General features: G+C 60.4%; 22 protein-coding genes and 1 pseudogene. 17 read left to right on the top strand and 6 right to left on the bottom strand.

Annotated elements, in window-relative coordinates:
* The 6 genes and pseudogenes from FNU79_RS19395 to FNU79_RS07605 form a co-directional block, all read left to right on the top strand.
* Positions 1 to 219: pseudogene (locus FNU79_RS19395) on the top strand (IS701 family transposase); the annotation flags it as partial.
* A 568-nt stretch (positions 220 to 787) separates the two neighbouring features.
* Positions 788 to 4,339, top strand: a complete 3,552-nt coding sequence (locus tag FNU79_RS07625; protein ID WP_143720264.1) for an S-layer homology domain-containing protein — start codon at positions 788 to 790, stop codon at positions 4,337 to 4,339.
* Positions 4,340 to 4,431: 92 nt separating this feature from the next.
* On the top strand, positions 4,432 to 5,358 hold the full coding sequence (locus FNU79_RS07620) for a manganese-dependent inorganic pyrophosphatase (protein ID WP_143720263.1): 927 nt from the start codon (positions 4,432 to 4,434) through the stop codon (positions 5,356 to 5,358).
* A 5-nt stretch (positions 5,359 to 5,363) separates the two neighbouring features.
* Positions 5,364 to 6,632 carry a bifunctional folylpolyglutamate synthase/dihydrofolate synthase gene (locus FNU79_RS07615; RefSeq protein ID WP_143720262.1) on the top strand — a complete coding sequence of 423 codons (1,269 nt, stop codon included), beginning with the start codon at positions 5,364 to 5,366 and terminating at the stop codon, positions 6,630 to 6,632.
* Positions 6,633 to 6,679: 47 nt separating this feature from the next.
* On the top strand, positions 6,680 to 8,212 hold the full coding sequence (locus FNU79_RS07610) for a carboxypeptidase M32 (protein ID WP_143720261.1): 1,533 nt from the start codon (positions 6,680 to 6,682) through the stop codon (positions 8,210 to 8,212).
* Positions 8,190 to 8,729 (top strand): ATP-binding protein, encoded by a 540-nt coding sequence (locus tag FNU79_RS07605; RefSeq protein WP_143720260.1) that lies wholly within the window; start codon positions 8,190 to 8,192, stop codon positions 8,727 to 8,729. Before FNU79_RS07610 ends, FNU79_RS07605 begins: the two co-directional genes overlap by 23 nt.
* Positions 8,730 to 8,752: 23 nt before the next feature.
* On the opposite strand, the gene FNU79_RS07600 is transcribed toward FNU79_RS07605, so the two are convergent.
* Complete coding sequence (locus FNU79_RS07600) at positions 8,753 to 9,226, bottom strand: protease inhibitor I42 family protein (protein ID WP_143720259.1); 474 nt, start codon at positions 9,224 to 9,226, stop codon at positions 8,753 to 8,755.
* Between the two features lie 47 nt (positions 9,227 to 9,273).
* Positions 9,274 to 9,525: a hypothetical protein gene (locus FNU79_RS07595; RefSeq protein ID WP_143720258.1), complete on the bottom strand. Its 252-nt coding sequence runs from the start codon at positions 9,523 to 9,525 to the stop codon at positions 9,274 to 9,276.
* Positions 9,526 to 9,820: 295 nt separating this feature from the next.
* Between FNU79_RS07595 and FNU79_RS07590 the strand changes: the two genes are divergently transcribed.
* Complete coding sequence (locus FNU79_RS07590) at positions 9,821 to 10,210, top strand: helix-turn-helix domain-containing protein (protein WP_124869281.1); 390 nt, start codon at positions 9,821 to 9,823, stop codon at positions 10,208 to 10,210.
* Positions 10,211 to 10,293: 83 nt separating this feature from the next.
* Here the strand turns inward: FNU79_RS07590 and FNU79_RS07585 are convergent, their stop codons facing one another.
* Complete coding sequence (locus FNU79_RS07585) at positions 10,294 to 11,067, bottom strand: PIG-L deacetylase family protein (protein WP_143720257.1); 774 nt, start codon at positions 11,065 to 11,067, stop codon at positions 10,294 to 10,296.
* A gap of 86 nt (positions 11,068 to 11,153) precedes the next feature.
* Here FNU79_RS07585 and hisB point away from each other — a divergent pair, with 86 nt between their 5' ends.
* The 10 genes from hisB (at position 11,154) to FNU79_RS07540 (ending at position 17,846) form a co-directional block, all read left to right on the top strand.
* Entirely contained in the window at positions 11,154 to 11,756 is a 603-nt protein-coding gene (gene hisB / locus FNU79_RS07580; protein WP_143720256.1) for an imidazoleglycerol-phosphate dehydratase HisB, read from the top strand.
* A gap of 20 nt (positions 11,757 to 11,776) precedes the next feature.
* Positions 11,777 to 12,394 carry an imidazole glycerol phosphate synthase subunit HisH gene (hisH, locus tag FNU79_RS07575; protein WP_225429942.1) on the top strand — a complete coding sequence of 206 codons (618 nt, stop codon included), beginning with the start codon at positions 11,777 to 11,779 and terminating at the stop codon, positions 12,392 to 12,394.
* 141 nt (positions 12,395 to 12,535) lie between these two features.
* Positions 12,536 to 14,635, top strand: coding sequence for a 1,4-alpha-glucan branching protein GlgB (gene glgB / locus FNU79_RS07570; RefSeq protein ID WP_143720254.1), 2,100 nt, complete (start codon positions 12,536 to 12,538; stop codon positions 14,633 to 14,635).
* 6 nt (positions 14,636 to 14,641) lie between these two features.
* Positions 14,642 to 14,896: a hypothetical protein gene (locus FNU79_RS07565; RefSeq protein ID WP_143720253.1), complete on the top strand. Its 255-nt coding sequence runs from the start codon at positions 14,642 to 14,644 to the stop codon at positions 14,894 to 14,896.
* An 88-nt stretch (positions 14,897 to 14,984) separates the two neighbouring features.
* On the top strand, positions 14,985 to 15,128 hold the full coding sequence (locus tag FNU79_RS19080; protein ID WP_164473433.1) for a hypothetical protein: 144 nt from the start codon (positions 14,985 to 14,987) through the stop codon (positions 15,126 to 15,128).
* Between the two features lie 64 nt (positions 15,129 to 15,192).
* Entirely contained in the window at positions 15,193 to 15,636 is a 444-nt protein-coding gene (locus tag FNU79_RS07560) for a uracil-DNA glycosylase (protein WP_143720252.1), read from the top strand.
* Between the two features lie 124 nt (positions 15,637 to 15,760).
* Positions 15,761 to 16,003, top strand: coding sequence for a hypothetical protein (locus tag FNU79_RS07555; protein WP_143720251.1), 243 nt, complete (start codon positions 15,761 to 15,763; stop codon positions 16,001 to 16,003).
* A gap of 220 nt (positions 16,004 to 16,223) precedes the next feature.
* Positions 16,224 to 16,655: a 50S ribosomal protein L13 gene (rplM, locus tag FNU79_RS07550; RefSeq protein WP_143720250.1), complete on the top strand. Its 432-nt coding sequence runs from the start codon at positions 16,224 to 16,226 to the stop codon at positions 16,653 to 16,655.
* On the top strand, positions 16,655 to 17,047 hold the full coding sequence (gene rpsI / locus FNU79_RS07545; protein ID WP_124869257.1) for a 30S ribosomal protein S9: 393 nt from the start codon (positions 16,655 to 16,657) through the stop codon (positions 17,045 to 17,047). Before rplM ends, rpsI begins: the two co-directional genes overlap by 1 nt.
* Positions 17,048 to 17,132: 85 nt before the next feature.
* Positions 17,133 to 17,846: a YqjF family protein gene (locus tag FNU79_RS07540; RefSeq protein WP_225429941.1), complete on the top strand. Its 714-nt coding sequence runs from the start codon at positions 17,133 to 17,135 to the stop codon at positions 17,844 to 17,846.
* A 16-nt stretch (positions 17,847 to 17,862) separates the two neighbouring features.
* On the opposite strand, the gene FNU79_RS07535 is transcribed toward FNU79_RS07540, so the two are convergent.
* The 3 genes from FNU79_RS07535 to FNU79_RS07525 all read right to left on the bottom strand — a co-directional run bounded on the left by FNU79_RS07535 (position 17,863) and on the right by FNU79_RS07525 (position 22,199).
* On the bottom strand, positions 17,863 to 18,825 hold the full coding sequence (locus FNU79_RS07535; protein WP_143720249.1) for a hypothetical protein: 963 nt from the start codon (positions 18,823 to 18,825) through the stop codon (positions 17,863 to 17,865).
* 67 nt (positions 18,826 to 18,892) lie between these two features.
* Positions 18,893 to 21,118 (bottom strand): RelA/SpoT family protein, encoded by a 2,226-nt coding sequence (locus tag FNU79_RS07530; RefSeq protein ID WP_143720248.1) that lies wholly within the window; start codon positions 21,116 to 21,118, stop codon positions 18,893 to 18,895.
* Between the two features lie 322 nt (positions 21,119 to 21,440).
* On the bottom strand, positions 21,441 to 22,199 hold the full coding sequence (locus FNU79_RS07525; RefSeq protein WP_143720247.1) for a DUF937 domain-containing protein: 759 nt from the start codon (positions 22,197 to 22,199) through the stop codon (positions 21,441 to 21,443).
* Positions 22,200 to 22,299 lie beyond the last annotated feature (100 nt).

Here is a 22,299-nt window from a genome sequence, read left to right as displayed (position 1 = left end):
CTGATGGCCCATGAGCGCTGGCAGGGCCAGGACGTCTGGGTTCGTCGTGCCGCCTGGTACGACAAGACCCTGCCAACTTTTGTCGATGCGCTCGCCGAACCTCGGCGAGCGTTATGGAAGGTACCGACTTTTCGCATGTCTGCGCCAGGACGTGAAATGATTCAAGTCCCACTGGACTTTATTGAGCGCCTCGCAGACGCACTTTGCTACGCCGCCTGACAGTATCCAATGGCCAAAGTCGAGCTTAGAAGAGATGGTGGATGTCTCTCAAGATGTGAACCAAGAGGTGAGACTTCACTTTTAACAGTTTTGGAGCATTTGTCGTAAAAGAAGCTCTCCTTTGACCGACCAACGGGAGTGGAATAGAGAGAGCATTTGGGAGGATGGATGGTTGAGCGTACTTTTTGCTCAGGCATCTATTCGGACAAATGCTCTATTGCACCTCTGCAAAGACCAGAAATGAGAATTTTTAGGTCTTTTTTCAGATCAGCTCTGGATTAACTGTCTTCATGAGAGATGGCTTTGGGGTCGCTCAGTACGCTCAAATTGGATGATTTGGCTTATTTCTCGCCTTTATGGGCCTCTCAGGGTTGACCACCTGATCTTCATGCGTGTATCATCACTCTGATCTGAACTGATTTTTCTCATGAAAGAGGAAGACTGGGGCAGGTTGCGCGGCACAAATGAGGACAGCGATTGCGTCTGGGAGAGGAAACTCGGTAACTCGCCCCATGAATGCCTTCAAGCCAGAGTCATTTTCTGACGCGCGACATTTACGGGGGTTCATATGAAGAAGTCTTTGCTCGCTCTCACCGCTGCGTTGTCGTTTGGTTTCGCAGCCGCTCAGGACACCGCCCCGGCGGCAGCTCCAGCAGCTCAAATCCCTGCCTTGACCGATGTGCCTGCCGGTCACTGGGCCAAAGACGCGATTGACCGTCTTGTGTCGCAGGGCGTCATTCTGGGCTACCCCGACGGTACCTTCCGCGGCACCCAGAACCTGACCCGCTACGAAGCGGCCGTCATCATTGCGCGTCTGCTCAACCAGATGGGCACCGCGCAGGCTCCTGTCATGGACCCAGAAACCATGACCAGCTTGCAAAACGCTATTCAGGAGCTGGCCGCCGATCTGGCCGCTCTGGGTGTGCGCGTCAGCGACCTCGAAGAAAACGCCGTGACCAAAGACGACTTCTCCCGTTTGGAGCAGCGCGTCGAGGAATTAGGCGGCCAGATGTCCAGCATGCCTGCGCCTGCCGAGAGCGCCGGGGCGTTTGATAACACTGCCAACGAGGAAACTCAGGCTGATCTGCAAGACCAAGTTTCCACCGTGCAAGACCAAGTCGCGGGCAACAGCGACGCGATTGCCGATCTGCAAGGCCAGATCAGCGACTTCACCACCCGTGCCGACGACCTCTCGGCCAACTACGACACCTTGCGTGCCGATGTGGACGACAACGCCAGCAGCATCGCCGCCCTCAACGACTTGACTGTCTTGCTCAACCAGGACATCCTCAACTTGCAAGACCGCTCCAGCGCCATCGAAGCTGCTCAAGCCGACTTCGTGCAGCGTGCTGATTTTGACAACTTGGTGGGCCGCGTGGCCGTCAACGAAACCAAAATCACCGACATCGGCAACCGCGTTACGTTGTTGGAGAAAAACGCCTTCAGCATCAAGCCCAACCTCAGTGCGACCTACTACGTGGCCCGCGCCGACCGTGACATGGACATTGACCGCCTCTTCGCTGGCACCAAGTTCAGCACGGGCGATGACGGTGATGCCGGCACGTCTGATACCTCTGTAGACTACGTGGACTTGGCGGGCGACACCACCAAAGTGGTCAACAACGCCGACGGCCTGTACGGTTTCTCGACCAGCACTATTACGCTGACCGGTATTGATCCCACCACCAAAGCAGCTATCACCAAGACGGTTCCGGCTAACAATGGTGCTTTAGGGGATTACAAAATCAGCGATGCTGATACGAAACTGGGCTACACCACTGCGGCCTACGCTCCGATTGCGGGCGTGAACAAAGAAGGCCGCACCAGCATTAGTTTCGGTATCACCTTCAACACCACTGGCACGGCCAACAACGGCACCAGCACCAACACTGGCGCTTACCTCACCAGCGCGGGCGGCGTGGCTATCAAGAATGTCGACATCAAGTTCGGCATCTCCGCTAATCCCTCGCTGACGGGTGACCAGAAACAAGCAGACTTAGACAAGTACCCCGCTATCACCGACAGTAACGGCTACAAGTACCAGCCGCTGTTCTTCTACTTTAAGAACGGCACGGCGACCTTCACAGTCGGCAACAGCCCCGTGACGGTGGACTTCGGACGCGGCGTGAAAGCCAAGTTCAGCGACTACGTGTTCGACAATGACAAAAACGCTCGCGGTGACGGCTACGTGGTCACGGTGGACGGCGGCAACTTGCCAGTGCTGGGAGCCTTTAAGCCCATCATCAAAGCGGTCTACGGCAGCAGCCGCCTGAGCTACAAAGCCGACGGCAGCAACAACTACGCTGCTGACGGACGTGACGGCGACTACCAGTACTACCGTGGCGTGCGTGCCGAGATTACCCCGATTGGTACCCTCAAGCTGGGCCTGAACTACGCGCAGGAAGGTTTGGACAGCGTGGGCCTCAAAGCGGGCCTGAATCAAGGCAACAGCACCTCCCTATTCGCGAGAAAAGTGACGCTGCTCGACGGCTCCACCATCGTGGTGTCGGATGCCAAAACTTACGGCGCAGACGCGCACGGCGCACTTGCGGGCTTCCAGATTGACAGCGAATACGCCCGTAGCGTGTTGAGCGGTCAAAACGGCGGCAACGCGGCAGTCACCAGCGGAAGCAATGTCTTCTATGCCAAGACCAGTGGCAGCGTCGGTCCCATTCGCATCTACGACCTGAACTACCGCAGCGTTGATGCCAACTACGACAAAACTGCTGCGATCTCCGAAGCCAACCCCAAAGACGGCGACAACGGCAGCACGGCTCCCTATAACCGTGGTGACCGCGCCACGACCGATAACAACGGCGCAACTCAGTACGCTACTCCTGGCCAAGTCGGTGCGGCGGCGCAAGTGGGCGGCACCCTCGGCCCCGTGGCGGTGGGCGGTTACTACAACGTTCAGACCGTTCAGGGCGGCAACCTCGGTTCCACCGACAACAACGGCATCGTGGACTACGGCGTGGCCGCCAAAGTTAACTTGTTGAACTTGGTCACGGTGCGCGGCGGCTACTACAGCCTCTACACCGGCACCAACTCGGCAGACATCAGCAATAGCGCCAAGACCGACATGGTGGCAACGGCCGCCAACGAAGCGGCCACCCGCTACATCGCGCGTGCTGACCTGACCCCCGGCTTTGGCTTCTCGGTTGGCGGCTACTACCAAGACGTGAGCATCGGTGGCACCCGCGCCGCGACAGATACTGTGATCTACGGAATCGCCGGAAAGACTGCCAGCCTGTTTGCTAACAGCCGCTACAACAGCTACTACACCCTCAACGACACCGCCCTCACCAACCAGAGCGGCTGTGGCTCGCAGCACCCCGGCACCGGCCTGACCGATACCGACGCAGTTGGCGGCGCACTGACCTTCAGCTTGGGCGCGTTCTCTGACAAGGTCTGCTACAGCGAGTACGGCGCAGAAATCATGCACGACGGCGCTTTGCCCGGTGCATTGGTCAAGAACCTGTCGCTTCGTTTTGGCTACGCCAAGCGCCTCAGCAGCGGCTCCTCCTCTTACAACGACAGCTTGCTCTACGCTGACGGGTTGTACAACGCCAAGCTGGGCTTCCTCAATGTGAACCTCAAAGGCCTCTACAACAACTTCATCTACGACAGCGCGGCCAAGGCTGATCTTTCGACTGTCGCTGCCGGAGCCAAGGTCAGCACCGACACCATTGACACCATCTTCAAGCCCAGCGTCGAAGGTCAGGTCGGCTACCTCAGCCGCAACTACACCGGCAGCTCCGACGCGACCAAGAACTACGGCGTTTCGGCACTGAGCTACCGTGCGGGCATCAAGCTCAACGACTTCCTGTTGCCCACCGGCAAACTGGCCGTCTACTACGCTGGCCTGAACACCAAGAACCGCGCTTACACCCCTTGGGATAATGGCGACGACAACAACGCCGGGAAGTACGTTGACAACGGCAGCGCTTACTCGATCAACCAGAACGGCGTCTACGTGGAAGGCAACTACTACGATCTGTCGTTCGCGTACGGCCTCTACAACTTGAGCGCCAAAGACGCCAACGGCACCCAGATGGCCCTGCCCAGCGGCCAAGTGGCTCAGGGTTCGACCTTCAAGATCACCTACAAGGTCAACTTCTAAGCCCCTTCTTCACCCCCGAAATGCCCCCTGCCATGTGCGGGGGGTATTTTTTTGTTGGGCACCTTAGGCGGCAATGCTCTAGACTGCTCAACATGATTTCTGTTTTTGGCCATCTCAATCCCGATACCGACGCCATCACGGCGGCGCTGGTTTATGCTCACTTCCTGACCCGCACGGGCACGCCGGCGACCCCTTACCGCCTCGGTGAACTCAACCACGAGACGGCTTACGTGCTGCGTGAGGCGGGCGTGAACGCGCCGGACTTGCTTGCGGCTTTACCTGCGGGCAGTTCGGTGGCGCTGGTGGATCACAACGAGTCGGCCCAGAGTGTGCCCAACTTGGCCGAACTTGACGTGCGCTATGTGGTGGATCACCACAAGCTTGGCGACCTGAGCACCGCCCAGCCTGCTTTCCTGCGCTTTGAGCCGCTGGGCTGCACTGGCACGCTGCTGCTCAAGTTGCACCGCGAAGCGGGCCTGAGCGTCGAGCCTACCGACGCCCGCTTGCTGCTGAGCGCCATTCTCTCGGACACCTTGCAGTTTCGCAGTCCCACCACCACCGATACAGACAGGGACGCTGCCGCTTTTCTCGCGCCTATCGCGGGTATCAGCGACGTGGAAGGCTACGCCATGCAGATGTTCGCGGCCAAGAGCGACCTTGGTGACATGCCCGCCGACAAACTGCTCAAAATGGATTACAAAGTTTTTCCGCTCGGGTCAGAAACGTGGGGCATCGGCATGATTGAAACGACCAATCCAGCTTACGTTTTCGGGCGGCAAGCCGAACTGCTCAGCGCCATGCAAGCCGAGAAGGCCGCCAGCAAGTTGAGTGGCATTTTGCTGGGTGTAGTGGATATTTTGAACGAAACCAACCGTACCTTGATCGTGTCGGATACTGAGGCGGAGGTGGTGCAGGCGGCCTTTGGCGTAGCGACTGAGCAGCATCTGGCCGATTTGGGCAATCTGATCAGCCGCAAAAAGCAGATTGTCCCCGCTTTAGAAGCGTATTTCGCTCAGTAACCACTTTGAGTAACCATCTCGATTGGCTCTACGCCCGTCAGCGCTTCGGGGTACATCCGGGTTTGGGCCGGGTGCGTGAGCTACTGAATATGCTGGGCGATCCGCAAACTACTTTTCAAACCGTTTTGGTGGGCGGTACCAACGGCAAGGGCAGCACGGCGGCGACGCTGGCCAGCATTCTCCAGTCATCGGGCCGGCGCACCGCCCTGTTTACCAGTCCGCACCTGACCCGCTTTGCTGAGCGCTTCGTGGTGGGTGGTCAGGAGTTATCCGCTGATGTGGTTGAAGCTGGACTGGGCCGAGTACGCCCCCACGCCGAAGCGCTCGGAGCGACTTTTTTTGAAATCGTGGTGGCGCTGGGCTGCTGGCTGTTTGCGGAGGCCGGAGCGCAGTGGGCCGTGATGGAAGTCGGGCTGGGCGGGCGGCTCGACGCCACCAACGCGCTTGAGCCGGCCTTGAGTGTCATTACAGGTGTGGCTCTGGACCATACTGAGATTCTGGGCGATACCCTCAGCGCCATTGCCAGCGAGAAAGCCGGAATTCTGCGGGCTGGCCTGCCGGCCGTGACTGGCATCGTGCCCGCTTTCTGGCCGCTGCTCGACGCGACGGGCGCGGACGTGTGGGCGCTGGGCCGCGAGGCGCAAGTAGAAGTGCAATCGCAGGGTTGGCAAGGCTCACGGGTGACGCTCACCAGCCCTGCCGGAAGCCTTACGGTTCAGACCCCACTGCTCGGGCAACACGGGGCTATGAACGCGGCGCTGGCGGTGCTGGCGGTCCAGCGCTTGGGTACCGATTTGGAAGCCATTCAGAAGGGCGTTACGCAAATTCGTTGGCCGGGCAGGTTAGAAAAACTGATTTGGCTCGGCGGGCTGGACGGTTTGGAGCGCCAAGTGGTGCTCGATGGTGCCCATAATCCAGACGGCGCGCGGGCACTGGCAGCGGCGCTGCGGAGTCTGGGCGTAGAGAAAGTGCCGCTGGTCTTCGGTGCAGCGGGCGACAAAGATATTGCCGGCGTGGTGGCTGAACTTGCGCCCATTGCCAGTCAGGTGATCCTCACGCGCTCGCGGCTGAGTCCCCGCGCCGCCGAGCCGCAGGAGTTGGCCAAATTCTTTGAACCGTTCGGGATTCCGGTTCGCTCCGCATCTACGCCTGCCGGGGCGCTGGCGTCGTTGCCGCCGGGCCTGAGCGTGGTGTGCGGCAGCTTGTACTTGCTGGGCGAAGTGCGCCCCCTGCTGCTGGGCGAGGCGGCGGAAGAGCGCGAACGGTGGCAGTGAGGTTTGAACCTGCACTCCTGACTGCCCGGCGGTGCTAGCCTAGATTCATGACTGTCACTGCTCCCAAACAGGTCGCCTCCATCAGCCCCTTGGACACTCTCAAGCGCCGCCTCAATCTCATCAGTGATCTGGGCGCGGCGCAGGGCCTGCTGTCGTGGGATCAGGAAACCCAGATGCCGGAGGACGCGGCGCGGGTTCGCGGGCTTCAAATGTCCAGTTTGGCCGGACTCAGCCACCACCTGTTGACCTCCGACGAAACGCGGGCGCTGCTGGAGGCCGCTGAAGCGGTGGACGCCGGGCAACTCAGCGAAGTGGACGTGGACTTGTTGAGGGTGACTCGGCGTGACTTTGACAAAGCCACCAAGCTGCCCACCGCCTTTGTGGAAGACGTTTCGCAGGCCCGAAACGAGGCCCACCACGCCTGGATCAAGGCGCGGGCCGACAATGACTTCGCTTCTTTCGCGCCGTACTTGGAGCGGGTGCTGAGCCTGACCAAACAGTACGCTGAGCTGATCGGTTATGACCAGCACCCGTACGACGTGCTCCTCGATGACTACGAACCCGGCATGAAGACGGCCCACGTCCGGCAGATTTTCACCGATTTGCGTGAGCGCACCTTGCCGCTGCTGCGCTCCATCGTCGCGGCAGGCGATGCCACGGATTACGGCGTGCTGACGCGCCCATTTCCGGCGGTGGCCCAGCGTCAGCTTTCGCTCAAAGTTGCCGAAGAAGCGTTCGGTCTACTGCCCAGCTTTTCGCGGCTGGATGAAAGCGCCCACCCCTTTCAGACCAACTTCAGCGCCGATGACATCCGCATCACCACCCGCTTTGACGAACACTACTTTCCCATGAGCTTGTTCGGAACTTGGCACGAAACCGGCCACGCCATGTACGAACACGGCGTCAGCCAAGAGTTGGAGCGTACACCGCTTGCACGCGGAGCCAGCTTGGGCGTTCACGAAAGTCAGTCGCGCCTCTTTGAGAACTTGCTGGGCCGCTCCAAGGCGTTTTGGCAGCACTATTTTGCCGAGTTGGCCAAAGCCGCCCCGGAAGTGGCCGCCGGCCAGAGCGCCGAGTCCATTTACCGCGCCGTCAACCGCGTGCAGCCGAGCCTGATTCGGGTGGAAGCCGACGAAGTGACCTACAACTTTCACATCATGCTGCGCTTTGAGTTGGAGCTGGCCCTGATCGAGGGTGAGCTGAGCGTGGCTGACTTGCCCGCCGCTTGGAATGCCAAGATGCAGGAATATTTGGGTGTGGTGCCTGACAGCGACAGCGAAGGCGTGCTGCAAGATATTCACTGGTCGGCGGGTCTGATCGGGTATTTCCCGACGTACAGCCTCGGCAACTTGCTGAGCGTGCAGCTCCTAGAAGCCGCTTGCCAGAATCCTGAAATTGCCGCCGGACTCCAGAACGCCGATTACGCGCCGCTGCGGGAATGGCTGCGTGTCAACGTGCACCAGTATGGCCGCCGCCGCACCCCCGCGCAGATCGTGGAGGGAGCCACCGGCCAGCCGCTGAGCGCCGACGCTTACGTGAAGTATTTGTTTGAGAAATATGGAGAAATCTACGGTCTCTGAGCGCAACGAGGTACTGTTTATAGGTGGCCGCTCCGGGGTGGGCAAAACGAGTCTGGCCGCCGAGTTGCACTATCAGCTCTCAGCTCTGCGGATTAAACACGCGGTCATTGAGGGCGACAACCTCGATCTGGCGTACCCACCGCCTTGGAAATACGGCTTGGCCGAACAGAATCTGAAATCCATCTGGGGCAACTACCGTGCCCTCGGCTACCGCAGATTAATTTACACCAACACTGTCAGCGTTCTTCACACTGGCGATCTGATGCGGGCAATAGGCGAAGATTCTTTAGCGAACGCCGTGCTACTGACTGCATCAGACGGTACGGCGCGGCTCCGCCTAGAGCAGCGGGAGATCGGTGCAGGTCTGGAAACACATCTTGAAAGGAGTAGTCAACGGGCCGCCGAGCTTGATGAACGGACGCCAGCTTGGGTTAACCGCATTTGTACCGATGAAAGGCCAGTCCAAGAACTCGCTGCCGAGGTTCTAGCTTTGCTCAATTGGAACGAAACCCCTTAATTTTCTACGCCGACCATTTAGGTTCACTTGCCTGCCAAGTTGAACTGAATCAGCTTCGCCGTTTGGGTGGTCTGGCGTCCGGGCGGCAGGTTGACAAAGACAACCGGCGTAGTGACCGAGTAGCCGCCGAGGTCGAGTGACTTTTTGACGTAGTAGATGTAGGTGGTCACTGGGCCGGAACTGCCGACCACCGGCCTCGCCGCGCTCGCTCCAACCGTGTTGGCAGTGGGCGCGGCAGTAACCGTTCTGTCCACCAGAGCCAGAAAGACCGGGTCGACGTCGAGGACGTGCCAGGCGTAGCCGGTGCCGGCGCTGCTGCTCAATTCAAAGCGTAGGGTATCGCCCGCGCTCACCTTGAGGTCTTGGCCCGCTGCGCCGACTTTGAGCGTCAAGCTCTTACTTTTGGCCACTGGGTTCCCCGTTTGCTTCTGTGCGCTGGCTGGAGAGAGCAGGGCAAGCACGGCAACCATCAACAGTGTCTGGGCACGGAGGGTCATCGTTCGAGTCTGACACAGGCAGGTGCAAGCATAGACGCCTGATCGCCTCAGACCGCCTGCTTTTGCTCGGTTTGGGCCACCAGATAAGCGCGGGTGGAATTCAGCCAAATTTGGGCCAGTTGGCTGTGGGGGTGCCGCCTCTCACTCAGGGCGTCGGCGCTGCGGGTAAGTTGGCGCTCAATGTGCCGCACGGCGCTCAGCCCACCTTCGTTTTCAGCGGCGATTAAGGTGTTGAGGACGGCAGTGGGGTGCAATTGGCCGAGTCTGAGCGTTTGGGCAATGTCTTCAAGGGCACGCATGGACAGTCCTCCTGAACAGCAATATCTAAAATGATGGAGATGAGAAGAAGTGTAAATCAAATTCTTGATTACGATTTTAGCGTAGTTTCCCGCCTTGTTCAAGAACTTGACCCACTTCATTCTGTCTTGACCAGACTGGAACGCGGTGCTACACTCGCACTTGAGGGTGCAAAATTCTGTAAATATCAGAAGGCTCAAACGGTCAACGTGGCGGCCAAGCATCCTGAGTCAGCTCATCTGTGAGCCTTCGGGGCTGCGTGCTGCGGCTGGCTCTCACCACACCGGGAGGTGAAGCATGAAATTACACGAACGACTCCGCGAGCTCAGGAGCGAGCGCGGGCTACGCCTCAAAGACGTGGCAGAGACGGCCAGCATCAGCGTGCCGTACTTGTCCGACCTAGAGCGTGGGCGCACCAACCCCAGCTTGGATACCCTTCAAACGCTGGCCGGCGCTTACGACATCACCGTTCACGACTTGCTCGAGGGCGTTGAGTTCTACGGCCAAAATACCGAAGGAGCCATGCCCAAAGGCTTAGCGGATTTGGTGGCCGACCCCACGCTGGGCGCTCAGATCACGCCGGACTGGGTTCGCACCTTGGCCCGCATCGAGCTGCGCGGCAAGCGCCCCCGCGACAAGGGCGATTGGTACGAGATCTACTTGCACCTCAAGCGCATTCTGGATTAAGGCTGTCCAGTCAAAATTACCCCCCGGCTTTTGGGTTGGGGGGCTTTTCTTGGCTTGAAAGAAAGGAGGCGCAAGCCGGCGTACTACTTGCCGTCCAACTCCCTGAACAGCTCAGCGTACTCCACACCCACTTGCTTGCCCGATCCGGCAAAAAAACCTTTCATGCCGCTGCCACTGCCACCGTTTTGGCTGACATGCTGGGCCAGCGCTCTTACTTTGGTGTCGATCACGCCGCTGATGTCCACTGCCACGTTGGGCCTACGGGTCTGAAACAAATAGACCGGCGGCTTATTCGCGCCCAGAGTGTCCCAGAACTTTAAAAATTCGCGGGCCGATCCCTGATGATCCACGTGTAAATAGGGGAGAGCCGGAGAGCTCGGATCAAAGACGAACACGGCGTCGGGCTTGACTTCGTTGTAAATGCGCGCCGCTTCCGGCAAAAAGCGCGGGTCGGCGGCCACGCCCCTATCCGGCAGAGCCAGCGAGTGGATTTTGGTGTAGCCGTTGATGGCTCCGGCGGCGGCCTGCTCGGCGCGGCGGGCGGCGGCGAGGTCAGGGGCATCGATTTTGTTCGGCCCCTTCTCGCCGTCGCTGGACACCACGACCTGCACATTTGCCCCGTTGTCTGAAAGTCGCCGCAGGGTGCCGCCGATGTACCACTCCAGATCGTCGGGATGGGCGACGATGGCCAGCACAGTTTTTTTGCCGAGGAGGGCTTGGCCTTTGGTGAGCGCCTCGGCACCTGGAGTGGTCAGTTGGGTGGTAAAGACAGTGGTGCAGGCTGTACCGAGCGCTGCCACCAGCAGCAGCCACCACCATCGGCGGCGGTTGGGGGCCTTGCCAGTCAAACGGGTCATGGCTCAGTCTAGGTGAGCGGAAGCAGAGCAAAAGCGGCGGCGCTCCCCCTGCCCTGCTTCCCGCTTTTGCCCGCTAGACTCTGTTCATGTCAGCTTCCCGCCCCACCTCCCGCCACGCCACCGTAGAGCGCCGCACTTTAGAAACCGCTATCACTGTCAGGCTCGATCTCGACACGCCCGGCGCGGAGCTGAGCAGCGGACACGGCTTTTTCGATCACATGCTCGAGCAGCTTTCGCGCCACGGACGGCTGGGCCTCAGCGTTCAGGCGACGGGCGACCTTCACATCGAGCCGCACCACCTCGTCGAAGACACCGGCATCACGCTGGGGCAAGCGCTCAGTCAAGCGCTGGGCGACCGCAAAGGCATTGAGCGCTACGGCAGCGCTTTCGTGCCGATGGACGAAACGCTGGTTCACGTGGTCGTGGATTTGTCGGGCCGCGCCCACCTCGCCTTCGAGCCGGAAAAGCTGGAGGTGTGGGGAACGGCGGGCGACTTTACCCACTATCATCTGCGAGAATTTCTGCGCGGTTTTTGCAATCACGGCGGCGTGACTTTGCATGTGCGCCTGCTGGCCGGAAGAGAAGCCCACCACGTCATCGAGGCCATTATGAAAGCCTTTGCGCGGGCGCTCAGAGACGCGGTGCAAGTCACCAGCGGCGAGTTGCCGAGTACCAAGGGGGCTTTGTGACGGCTGGAGGGTCGAAAGAAGTGTTGCTGCTCGATTACGGCGCGGGCAATCTCCGCAGCGCCGAAAAAGCCCTGCTGCGGGCGGGCTTAAACGTCCGAGTCACCAATCAGCCTGCCGAACTTGAGGGTGCGGCGGGCATAGTCGTGCCGGGGCAAGGTCACTTCCGGCAAGTCATGGAAGCGTTCGATGCCAGCGGCTTCCGGGAACTGCTGCTGCGCACTGTTCGGGCGGGCACGCCGCTCCTGGGCATCTGCGTGGGCATGCAAATGCTGTTTTCCGGCTCGGAGGAAGCTCCCGGCGTGGCGGGCCTCGGATTGATCGAGGGCACCGTCAAACGCTTTGAGAATCAGCCGGGCCTGAAAGTGCCGCAGATGGGCTGGAACACGCTGGAGACAGTCGGAGACTCGCCGCTGCTGCGCGGTTTGGACAATTCAGGCTATGCCTATTTCGTTCACAGCTACTACGTGCCGCTCTCGGCGCAGGTCACGGCGGGTGCTATCACCGAGTACGGCGTACCGTTTTGGTCGGTCATCAGCCAGGGCAATATCCACGCCACCCAGTTTCACCCCGAAAAAAGCGGCGAACTTGGCCTGGCCCTGCTGAGCCGTTTTCGGCGAAATGTCATCGAGACGGTGTAATCAATTGAGGATAGTGGTCAAGCAAGCGGCTTTTTCTTGGCCATTGCTCTCGTACAACCTGACTCAGTCTAAATTTACCTAGTCTTTAAGCGCTGCCGAATGTCCGCCGCTTCTGACGCTTGGTGACAGTAAACTGTCGGGATGAATGAGTTGCTGCCCTTAAGTTACGACCTCCTGCAAAAAATGGCCACTGCCGATTTGGTGCGCCCCGATCAATTGCTGGGAGCGCATGTCACCAGTGAAGGTGGCGTGGAAGGGGTGCGCTTCGCGGTGTGGGCACCCAACGCCCAGCATGTTAGTGTGGTCGGTGATTTCAATGCTTGGAACGGCTTGGAGCATCCGATGAACCGGCTCGATTTCGGCTTCTGGGGTTTGTTCGTGCCGCGGGCCGGCTTCGGTCAAGCTTACAAATACAACGTCACCGGCCAAGATGGGCGCACAGTCCAAAAAGCCGATCCGTACATGCAGTTTGCCGAGCTGCGTCCCTCCACCGCCAGCATTATCTGGCAAAGCAGTCACGCTTGGAACGACGCCGAGTGGATGGCGGGGCGCGACCAGAGTGAGAAAAAACCCATCAGTATCTACGAAGTGCATCTGGGCTCGTGGGCGCGGGGGCTGGGCAACTGGTACATGAATTACCGCGACATCGCGCACCGCCTGGCCGATTACGTCGATTGGCTCGGCTACACCCACGTCGAACTGATGGGCGTGATGGAGCATCCCTTCGACGGCTCGTGGGGCTACCAAGTCACCGGTTACTACGCGCCGACCAGCCGCTTCGGTACGCCTGACGATTTCAAATACTTGGTCGATCACCTGCACTCACGCGGCATTGCTGTGCTGCTCGACTGGGTGCCGGGCCATTTTCCCACCGACGAACACGGCCTCGCCCGCTTTGATGGCGGCCCGCTCTTCGAATACGCCGATCCGCGCAAGGGCTTTCACCACGACTGGAACACTTACATCTTCGATTACGGACGCAACGAAGTGGTGATGTTCCTGATCGGATCGGCACTCAAATGGCTGGAGGAATACCACATCGACGGCCTGCGGGTAGACGCGGTGGCCTCGATCCTTTACCTCGATTTTTCGCGCACCGATTGGATTCCCAACATCTACGGCGGCAACGAGAACTTGGAAGCCATCGCTTTTCTCAAGCGCCTCAACGACGTGGTGGCCCACCAAGCGCCGGGCACCATCATGATTGCTGAAGAGAGCACCAACTTTCCGGGCGTGACTTCCCCGGCACCGTTCGGCCTCGGCTTTCACTACAAATGGGCCATGGGCTGGATGAACGACAGCCTCTCGTACATCCAAGAAGACCCGATCTACCGCAAATACGACCACCACAAGCTGACCTTTTTCAACGTCTACCGCACCTCCGAGAAGTTTGTGCTGGCGCTCTCGCACGACGAAGTGGTTCACGGCAAACGCAGCCTGCTGCGCAAGATGCCCGGCGACCAATACGCCCAGATGGCGGGGCTTCGGGTCTTTTACGCTTATCTGTGGACGACACCCGGCAAAAAGCTGCTGTTCATGGGCCAAGAATTTGCTCAGGGCACCGAATGGAACGAAAACATCGAGCTGCCCTGGCACCTGACCGATCTGCGCGACCACCGGGGCGTCATGTTGCTGGTGCGCGATCTCAACCGGCTCTACCGTGAATTCCCAGCGCTGCACGTTGGAGATCACTCGCCTGAAGGAATGCTGTGGGTCAACGCCGACGACGCTGAGGCCAGCACCTACAGTTACATTCGCCGCGACCCGGACAGCAGCGACTGGGTGTTGGTGGTGCTGAATATGACGCCGGTCTACCGCGAGGGTTATCCGGTGGGTGTGCCGATGCCGGGTCTGTACCAAGTCCTGCTCAACACCGATGACGGCGAATACGGCGGTTTCGGCACCCAGCAAAGCAGCTTGGAAGCCTTTGAAGGTGGCGATCACGGTCAAACCCACCGCTTGCTGCTCAACTTGGCCCCCAACAGCGCCCTGATTCTAAGGCCGCTGCCCAGTGAGCCGCAGACCAGTGAATCTCAGAACAGTGAACCCCAGCTCACTGAGCAGAGCAGCCAAGAGCCTGCGCCTGCCGTTGAAGCAGAGTCGGCCCAAACAGCAGCGCCGACTGCCCAGCCAGCCCCACCACAGCCAGTTGTAAAGCCGAAAAGTAAAGCGCCAGCCAAAAGCAAGACCCCAGCCGACAGCAAAGCGCCGCGCAAAACTAAAGCCACCCCCAAAGCGTAAGTTCTCATGCCGCCTTCCCCAGACCGCCTTACGGCGCTGAGTTTGCTGCTGCTGCTCAGCGCGGCGCTGCTGTTGTTCGCGCCGCTGCTGGGTTTCGGCGTGCCGGTGTGGGTACTGGCCGTTTTGCTGGCGGCCCGCTTGGTGGTGCAGGTGCTGCGGGCCAGAACCGATCCGCGCCTGCGCCGCCCGGCCAGTTGGGTGCTGGACGTGGCCCTGATCGTCTTGCTGCTGCTGACGGTGAATCAGGGCCGTGCCGGATAGCTTGTACGGACCCGTAAGGCCACTCAACTGCGGTCTGGATGAAGTGATGGGGAAGGCGAGCACCGGATAAAAGCGTTAAGCTTTGCTCATGATTCGCTTCCAAAAGCAAGACGCGCTGCACCCCGAAAAAGAATCGACCGTCGTCTTTGATCTGCTGCCACTATTGGTGTTCGCGGTGGGCTATTTCGTGACCCGCAGCTTGCTGGGCGCGTTGCCTGCGGCGTCCAACTAGACTTCTTACTCCCCCCACTGCCCAGCCCGCGCCAATCGGCGCTAACTTGAGCTAAGGTAAAGCCATGACGCAAAACAACATTCCTGACAAACAGATGTACAAGAGCAATTCCAGCGGGCGCAACGTGGTGCCGGGTTGGATGAAACTGAACAAAGACAAACCCGACGGCATCGAGATTCAGCTCGACATTGACGCCGCCGATTTGAAGCGCCAACAAGCCACTCTGTTGATCGAATATTGGCCCACCCCCGGCGACTTGGGCCTCCAGAGCTTGTTGCCGGTTCGCGCCTTCAGCACCACTCCCGAAAGCTGGTGCGTCTTTGTTCCGGCGCAGGGCCAAGTCTTGGTGCGGGCCATTGACACCGAGCCGTCGCCGCCGCTGCTCTCGGCCCACAGCATCATCCTCGATCCTGCGACGCCACCGGGTACAGTCGTCAACGTGCTGGTCAAATTCCCGACTGAGACGCCTGCGCCCAGCTCGATCAGCAATTTGATGCTCAACAACTGAAGTGACTTGGGCGGGTGCAGGCCGACGTTGTCTTCGGGTCTACCCAACTCGGCGCCCCCACTTCTTGAAGTCAATCGTCAGGAAGTACACCCCTTCTCAGGCGGCGATTGGCTACGCTGTGTTTATGTTGCAGCACTATACAGATACCCGCACTTCACAAGGCCGCGTCCGGTTCTTGCTGGACGCTCCGGATGTAGTCCTGCTCACTGAAGGCGAAGGCTGGCATATCCAGCAGCGCTTCACCACTTTCCACGACGCGGCGCTGGCACTGGCACTCAATGAGCGGGTCTCACAGCGGCTGTATAGCCAAGCCCTAGACGACCTTTACCACCAGCTCAATTTCTTCGGGCAACTCGGCGCGGCCTAGAACCTGCTCACTCAATGCAGCCCAAATTCAGGCTTGCCCACGCCGCTCAGGTCTGCTACACTCATGAGCGGTGTTTTGCGCTTGGTAGAGTGCAAAGCGGGTCGGGCGCAGCCCCGGCGAGGTCGCTTCACGCTTGCCCCCGCGAGCGTCAAAAGACTGACCTAACGCGCTGCAAAACTCAACTGTGCTATGAAACTTAATCTCGCATTGGAGCTACAACGTGAAAACCTACGTGCCTGACAACAATTCAACCGAACAAAACTGGGTCGTGGTGGACGCCAGCAACGTGCCCTTGGGCCGCCTCGCCACCTTGATCGCCAGCCGCATTCGTGGCAAACACCGCCCCGACTTCACCCCCAACATTATCAACGGCGACTTCGTGGTGGTCATCAACGCTGAAAAAGTGGCGCTGACCGGCAAAAAGCTGGATCAAAAAGTCTACACCCGCTACAGCGGTTACCAGGGCGGCCTTAAGAAAGAAACCGCCCGCACTGTACTGGCCCGCCACCCCGAGCGCGTCATTGAGCACGCCGTCTTCGGCATGTTGCCCAAGGGCCGCCAAGGCCGCTCGATGCACCCCCGCCTCAAGGTTTACGCGGGCGAGCAGCACCCCCACGCCGCCCAACAACCCACCAAGCTGGAGAACAACTAATGGCTATCGAACAATTCTACGGAACGGGCCGCCGCAAAACTGCTGTGGCGCGGGTGTTTTTACGCCCCGGCGAAGGCAAAATCGTCGTCAACGGCAAGGAGTTTCAAAACTATTTCCGTGGTCTGCTCCGCGCCGTTCACGCGCTGCAAGCTTTCCGTGAAACCGGCACGGCGGGGCGCTACGACGCCTACATCACCGTGGCGGGCGGCGGTCCCAGCGGTCAGGCCGACGCCATCAAGCTGGGCATTTCCCGCGCCCTGTTGAAGGTCAACCCTGACTTCCGCGCTCAGCTCAAGCCCAAGGGCTTACTCAAGCGCGATCCCCGCGAAGTCGAGCGCAAGAAGTACGGCCTCAAGAAGGCCCGCCGCGCTCCGCAGTTCAGCAAGCGCTAACCCTTTTTTGTTTGCTGCCCCTCTCCCTGACCGGAGGGGGTTTTTTGTTGCCCTCTGCTGGCCTCAAAGTCGCTAGGCTGAGCGGGTGACTGATCCTGCCCATCCACCCTACGCCCTGAGAATGATCTGGCAGCGGCTGTGCTTCATGCACTGGCCCGTCAGCGCCGCCGAACTGCACAAGTACTTGCCGCCGGGCCTCACCTTAGACACCTATCACGGACAGGCTTACCTCGGCGTGGTGCCGTTCTTGATGTCGGGAGTGGCCCCGCGCGGTCTGCCCACTGTCAGCGGCCTGTCCACCTTTACCGAACTCAACTTGCGAACTTACGTGATCGACGCTGAGGGTACGGCAGGCGTTTGGTTTTTCAGCTTAGACGCCGCGCAACCTGTAGCCGTGCGGCTGGCGCGGCTGGGTTTTCATTTGCCGTATTTCGACGCCAAGATGTGGAGCGCCCAGCGCGGTGAAGTGACCGAGTACGCCAGCGTTCGTACCCACAAAGGCGTCACGGCTGGCGCATTTGCCGCCGCTTACCGGCCCATCGGCCCGAAGTTTGAGTCGCAGGAAGGCAGCCTGGAAGCGTGGCTGACCGAGCGCTATTCTTTGTTCAGCGCCGCCGGAGACAAAATCTACAAAGGCCCGATCTGGCACCGGCGCTGGCCGCTGCAACGCGCCGAAGCGGAAATCAGGCTGAACACTTTGCCGGATTTGATCAGTGTGAAGCTGGAAGGCGAGCCACATTTGCTTTACGGTGAGAAGCAGGTGGTGAGAGCGGGCTTGATTGAGCGGGTGAAAAGCTGAGCACCAAGCCCGCTGTTTACTCCTTTTCCATTACAAATGCCGTCTCCATGCCGGCCCTCGCCGTTTCCCGAGCCACTTCCGGCGCGAAGTTGAGCGCCAGCACCGCTTGATAACTGCGCCGCGCCAAATCCCGATCCTGCTGCGCGTCGCGGACTTGGCCCAGCCGCGCCAGCACCAGCCCCGGCAAGCTGCGCGGCAAGTCACTCAGGCCGTGCGCCGACTTTTCCAGCAAGCTGCGGGCGTTCTCTAAGTCGCCGGTGGCCAAAAAGATTCCGGCGGCGTGGTAATCCAGCTCTGAGAGCGGCGTGATGGCGTCGCCCGTTTCGCGGCCCAGTGCGGCGATCAGGGCGTTGAGGTCGTCGTCTTCACGCAGTTGTCCGGCCCTATCAGCCAGTGCCCGCAGGCGCGAAGCCTCGCCGGGTTGGAAGTTGGGCAGGTCAGGCAAAGCCGCCTGAGGCAAGCGCTCCAGCAGGCCCGGCAGATCGTCGAGTGCCGCCAGCGCCACCCCCTGCTGGTCTTGCAGGCTCTTTGCCAATTCGTCCAGGCGGCGGGCGTGATGGCGGGTACCGGGGCCTTCGCCGAGCGACTCGGCAAGGGCGGTGTGGTAACGACTGGCCAGTTCCAGCGTGGCAGGAGCCGTGACTTTTTCAAAGGTCATCGGCGTTTGCAGCAAATCGGCCAGTTCGCCTTCGGCGGCGGCAGCGGCTTTGAGGCGCTGGCGGCCTTGGGGGTACTGCGGCATAAATTCGAGGAGTTGCTGATACTCGGCCTCAGCAAAAGCCCAATCCGGCGCGAGATCGGTGGTGGGCAAGCGGGCCGCGCCGAAACTGTCGCGGGCGGGGTGGTCGGGGTCGGGGCCGCTGAGCCACAGCAGCCGCGCCGCGCCGAGTTGGCGGGCGACTTCCACCAAGGTGGCGGCGTTGTACTGCGGCGAGAGCCGGAGCAGGTCGCCGAGGTCGGGGAGCAAGAAAAGAGGCACTGCCCTTAGCTTAGCGGCTGGGCGGCTCAAAGGTTGACCGGGCTGACGGTGTCGCTCCGCTTACGCCTCAGTTCTGCGGCACGCTTTTATTGCCTTTGCCTACCCGCAGCACGTCGGTGACGCTGTCAATCTGGCGCAGTTGGTTGGCCAGCGACACCAACTCGGCCTGATTTTCCACCGCCAGCCGCAGCGCAATATGGGCCACGCTGTCTGCGCCCACCCCAGCACTGACTTTCATCGGGCTGTGCTTGAGGCTCACCAGCAAGCTCAGCACGTCGCTCAGCAGGCCGCTGCGGTCGGCGGCGACCACGTCCACATCCACGATGGCGTTGCCGCGCGTCCCCGGATTCCACGAAGCCGCCACGCAGCGCTCCGGCTCGAACTTGAGCAGCCGCACCATGTTGGGGCAATCGATCCGGTGGACCGTGACGCCGCGCCCCCGCGTCAAGTAGCCCATGATCTGATCGCCGCGAATCGGGGTGCAGCAGTTGGCCAGCTTGGTGACGGTGGAAAAGCCCTCCACGTACACGCCTCCCGGCTCCACTGGACGCGGCACGGGGGCGCGGAGGGGGCGCTGCTCCTGCTCGAGTTGCGGGGCGAGGGCGCGGGCCACCGCTCCGGGCGTCAGCTTTCCGGCATGGATGGCCAGATACAGATCGTCGGGGTTGCGCGACCCGGCCAGCTTGAAGCTGACATCTTCGAGAATCTTGGTTCTCATCAGTTGGCGCACCGGCAGTTGGCGCTTTCGCAGATGCTTTTCGAGCAGGTCGTGGCCGTTTTGCAGGGCCTCGCTGCGCTCCAGAATGCGGAAGTGGTGGCGGATTTTGCTGCGGGCGCTGCGGGTGGTGGCAAAGTTGAGCCAGTCGCGGCTGGGGGTGCTGTTTTTGTTGGTGACGATCTCCACCATGTCGCCGTTTTTGAGCTTGTGACTCAGCGAAACAATCGAGCCGTTGACCCGCGAGCCGATGGTGGTGTCGCCGATGCGGCTGTGAATGTGGTAGGCAAAGTCCACCGGTGTCGCGCCCTGCGGCAAGCTGACCGTGTCGCCCCTCGGCGTGAATACGAAGACCCGCCCGCCCAGAATGTCGTTTTTGACGGCGTCCACAAAGTCGGCAGCGTCGGAGAAATCGCGCTGCAAGTCGCGCATTTGCAATAACCAGTCGTCGCGCTCTTTCTGGGCCAGCGCCGAGCCCTGCTTGTACATCCAGTGGGCGGCGATCCCGAACTCGGCCACCATGTGCATCCGTTTCGAGCGGATCTGCACTTCAATCGGCTGGCCGCCCTGGCTGATCACGGTGGTGTGCAGGCTTTGGTAGCCGTTGGGTTTGGGCACGGCAATGTAATCCTTGAAGCGGCCGGGGATCGGCGACCACATGCTGTGCACGATGCCCAGCGAGTGGTAGCACACCCGCTTTTCACGGGCTTCCTCGGCGCGTTCTTTTTGGCGGCTCTCGGGGGCGTTGACCGGCTTGGGCGTCAGGATGAGGCGGATGGCCAGCAAATCAAAAATCTGCTCTAAGGCCTTGCCTTCCTTTTGCATTTTCTGGTGAATGCTCCAGAGGTGCTTGCTGCGCCCGGAGATGTCTTCGGCTTGCACCCACTCCGAGAGCTCGATATCGTCGGCGAGTTCGGCGCGGAGCTGCTCGATGGCCTGCGTGATCTGGGCCTCGCGCTCTTCTTGGCGGGTTCTCAGGCGGGTCTCCAGGTAGCTGTAGGCCTGTGGATCGAGGTACTTAAAACTGAGGTCCTCCAGTTCCCACTTGATTTGCCCGATGCCGAGTCGGTGGGCCAGCGGCGCGAAAATTTCGATGGTTTCGCGGGCGATGCGCTGCTGCTTTTCCGGCTTCATGCTGGCCAGTGTCCGCATGTTGTGCAGGCGGTCGGCCAATTTGACGATGATGATGCGGACGTCGCCGGTCATGGCGATCAGCATCTGGCGCAGGTTTTCGGATTGCTGGTCGTGGAGGTTGGCGCTGAGCTTGGTCAGTTTGCTGACTTTGGTTTCGCCCTCCACGATCTTGCGGACATCCGGCCCGAACTGCGCTTCGATCACGGCAAAGGTCACGCGCTCCACGTCTTCTACCGTGTCGTGGAGTAGGCCCGCCGAGATGGCATCGGTGTCCATCCCCAACTCGGCCAGAATTTTGGCGACCGCCACCGGGTGGGTGATATAAGGCTCGCCGCTCTTGCGGGCCACGCCTTCGTGGGCTTCACGGGCGAATTCGTAAGCGGCTTCAATTTTGTCCCGTTCTTCCGGCGGGCGCTCCGCAATCAGCGGGCGGAGGAGTTCCATGCCATGCACCCCGCCAAGATAGCGAATTGCGGCGGCAGATGTCTGTCATGTGTGTCTGAGCGGTGAGTCAGCAAAAACGCTCCCCACCGGCAAAACGCCAAGAGGGAGCGGGGATAAGTTGAGGAGAAGAGATTGTTAGCGCTTGACGCGAACGGGCACCGGAACCGGCTGCGGCTGACCGCCCGGATTACGCAACGTTTCACGCAACCATTCAATGAATTCCTTGAGGCCCATACCAAGATTCTAGGCCCAGCAAGGTGATAGGAGATGCGCCAAAGCTTACCATCACTTTAAGCTCGTTTGGCAAGCTGCTGCGCTACCCTCAGCGCCGGTTGCCGCCAAACATCCCGATCAAGTCTTCCAGTGGATTGCTGCTCTGTTGCGCTTGCTGCCCAACAGGCTCCAGGCCCACGCCGCCGCCCATTTGGTTGCTCTGAGGCTGGCCGCTTTGCTGTCCGCCGCCGAAAATGCTGCCGAGCATTCCGCCGAGGTCGCCCAAGCCGCCAGAGCTTTGCTGGGGTTGCTGATACTGGGGCTGCTGCTGCTGTGAGCCGCCGCCCAAGACGCTTCCTAAGATGCTGCCGAGACCTCCCGCCGCGCCGCCGCCCAGCACACTGCCGAGAATGCTGCCCAGACCGCCCAGATTGCCGCCCATGCCACCATCCATACCGCCGCCGCCGCCCGCGCCCCGGTTGCGGCTGAGGTAGCCCAGCACCAGCGGCGCGGCCATAGAAATAATCTGAATGGCGAGCTGCGGGCTGATTCCGGCCCGCTGGCTCACCGCGTTGACGGCCGAGTTCTGGTTACCGCCGAACACGTGGCGGGTAATGGCTTGGCCGTCGTCCAAGTTGGGTAAGCTGCCCTGCTGAAGGTTATCGATGGCGCTGCCGTCGTGCTGGTAGAGCGCCTGCGAAAGCGAGGCCGCGCCCTGCGGGTCTTGGGCATTGTGGCCCATTTGACTAATGAGCAGCGGCACGGCGGCTTCGAGCGCCGAGTTCATTTGGTCTGGGGCCACGCCGAGCTGCTGACCGAGCTGAGCGGTTTGGTTTTGGCCGAGGCCGAGCATATTCAAGATGTCCATTCGTGAAGTAGATAACGGCGGGGCAATAAAAAAGCCAGAGTTGGATGAAGGTGGGCTTAGGCAGGGGGGATACAGCAAAGCCGGAACACGGCGGTAAGTC

Origin of the sequence: Deinococcus detaillensis, assembly GCF_007280555.1 — a bacterium.
GTDB classification, from domain to species: domain Bacteria; phylum Deinococcota; class Deinococci; order Deinococcales; family Deinococcaceae; genus Deinococcus; species Deinococcus detaillensis.
This window is presented reverse-complemented; position numbering and strand designations above follow the sequence as displayed.

Coding starts and splice junctions, on each gene's coding strand:
- FNU79_RS07585 (WP_143720257.1), bottom strand. CDS start 11,067: ATGACCCGTTTGACTGGCAAGGCCCCCAACCGCCGCCGATGGTGGTGG.
- glgB (WP_143720254.1), top strand. CDS start 12,536: ATGAATGAGTTGCTGCCCTTAAGTTACGACCTCCTGCAAAAAATGGCC.
- FNU79_RS07525 (WP_143720247.1), bottom strand. CDS start 22,199: ATGGACATCTTGAATATGCTCGGCCTCGGCCAAAACCAAACCGCTCAG.
- FNU79_RS07625 (WP_143720264.1), top strand. CDS start 788: ATGAAGAAGTCTTTGCTCGCTCTCACCGCTGCGTTGTCGTTTGGTTTC.
- FNU79_RS07590 (WP_124869281.1), top strand. CDS start 9,821: ATGAAATTACACGAACGACTCCGCGAGCTCAGGAGCGAGCGCGGGCTA.
- FNU79_RS07555 (WP_143720251.1), top strand. CDS start 15,761: ATGTTGCAGCACTATACAGATACCCGCACTTCACAAGGCCGCGTCCGG.
- FNU79_RS07610 (WP_143720261.1), top strand. CDS start 6,680: ATGACTGTCACTGCTCCCAAACAGGTCGCCTCCATCAGCCCCTTGGAC.
- rpsI (WP_124869257.1), top strand. CDS start 16,655: ATGGCTATCGAACAATTCTACGGAACGGGCCGCCGCAAAACTGCTGTG.
- FNU79_RS07600 (WP_143720259.1), bottom strand. CDS start 9,226: ATGACCCTCCGTGCCCAGACACTGTTGATGGTTGCCGTGCTTGCCCTG.
- FNU79_RS07560 (WP_143720252.1), top strand. CDS start 15,193: ATGACGCAAAACAACATTCCTGACAAACAGATGTACAAGAGCAATTCC.
- FNU79_RS07565 (WP_143720253.1), top strand. CDS start 14,642: ATGCCGCCTTCCCCAGACCGCCTTACGGCGCTGAGTTTGCTGCTGCTG.
- FNU79_RS07530 (WP_143720248.1), bottom strand. CDS start 21,118: ATGGAACTCCTCCGCCCGCTGATTGCGGAGCGCCCGCCGGAAGAACGG.
- FNU79_RS07605 (WP_143720260.1), top strand. CDS start 8,190: ATGGAGAAATCTACGGTCTCTGAGCGCAACGAGGTACTGTTTATAGGT.
- FNU79_RS07620 (WP_143720263.1), top strand. CDS start 4,432: ATGATTTCTGTTTTTGGCCATCTCAATCCCGATACCGACGCCATCACG.
- FNU79_RS07595 (WP_143720258.1), bottom strand. CDS start 9,525: ATGCGTGCCCTTGAAGACATTGCCCAAACGCTCAGACTCGGCCAATTG.
- FNU79_RS19080 (WP_164473433.1), top strand. CDS start 14,985: ATGATTCGCTTCCAAAAGCAAGACGCGCTGCACCCCGAAAAAGAATCG.
- hisB (WP_143720256.1), top strand. CDS start 11,154: ATGTCAGCTTCCCGCCCCACCTCCCGCCACGCCACCGTAGAGCGCCGC.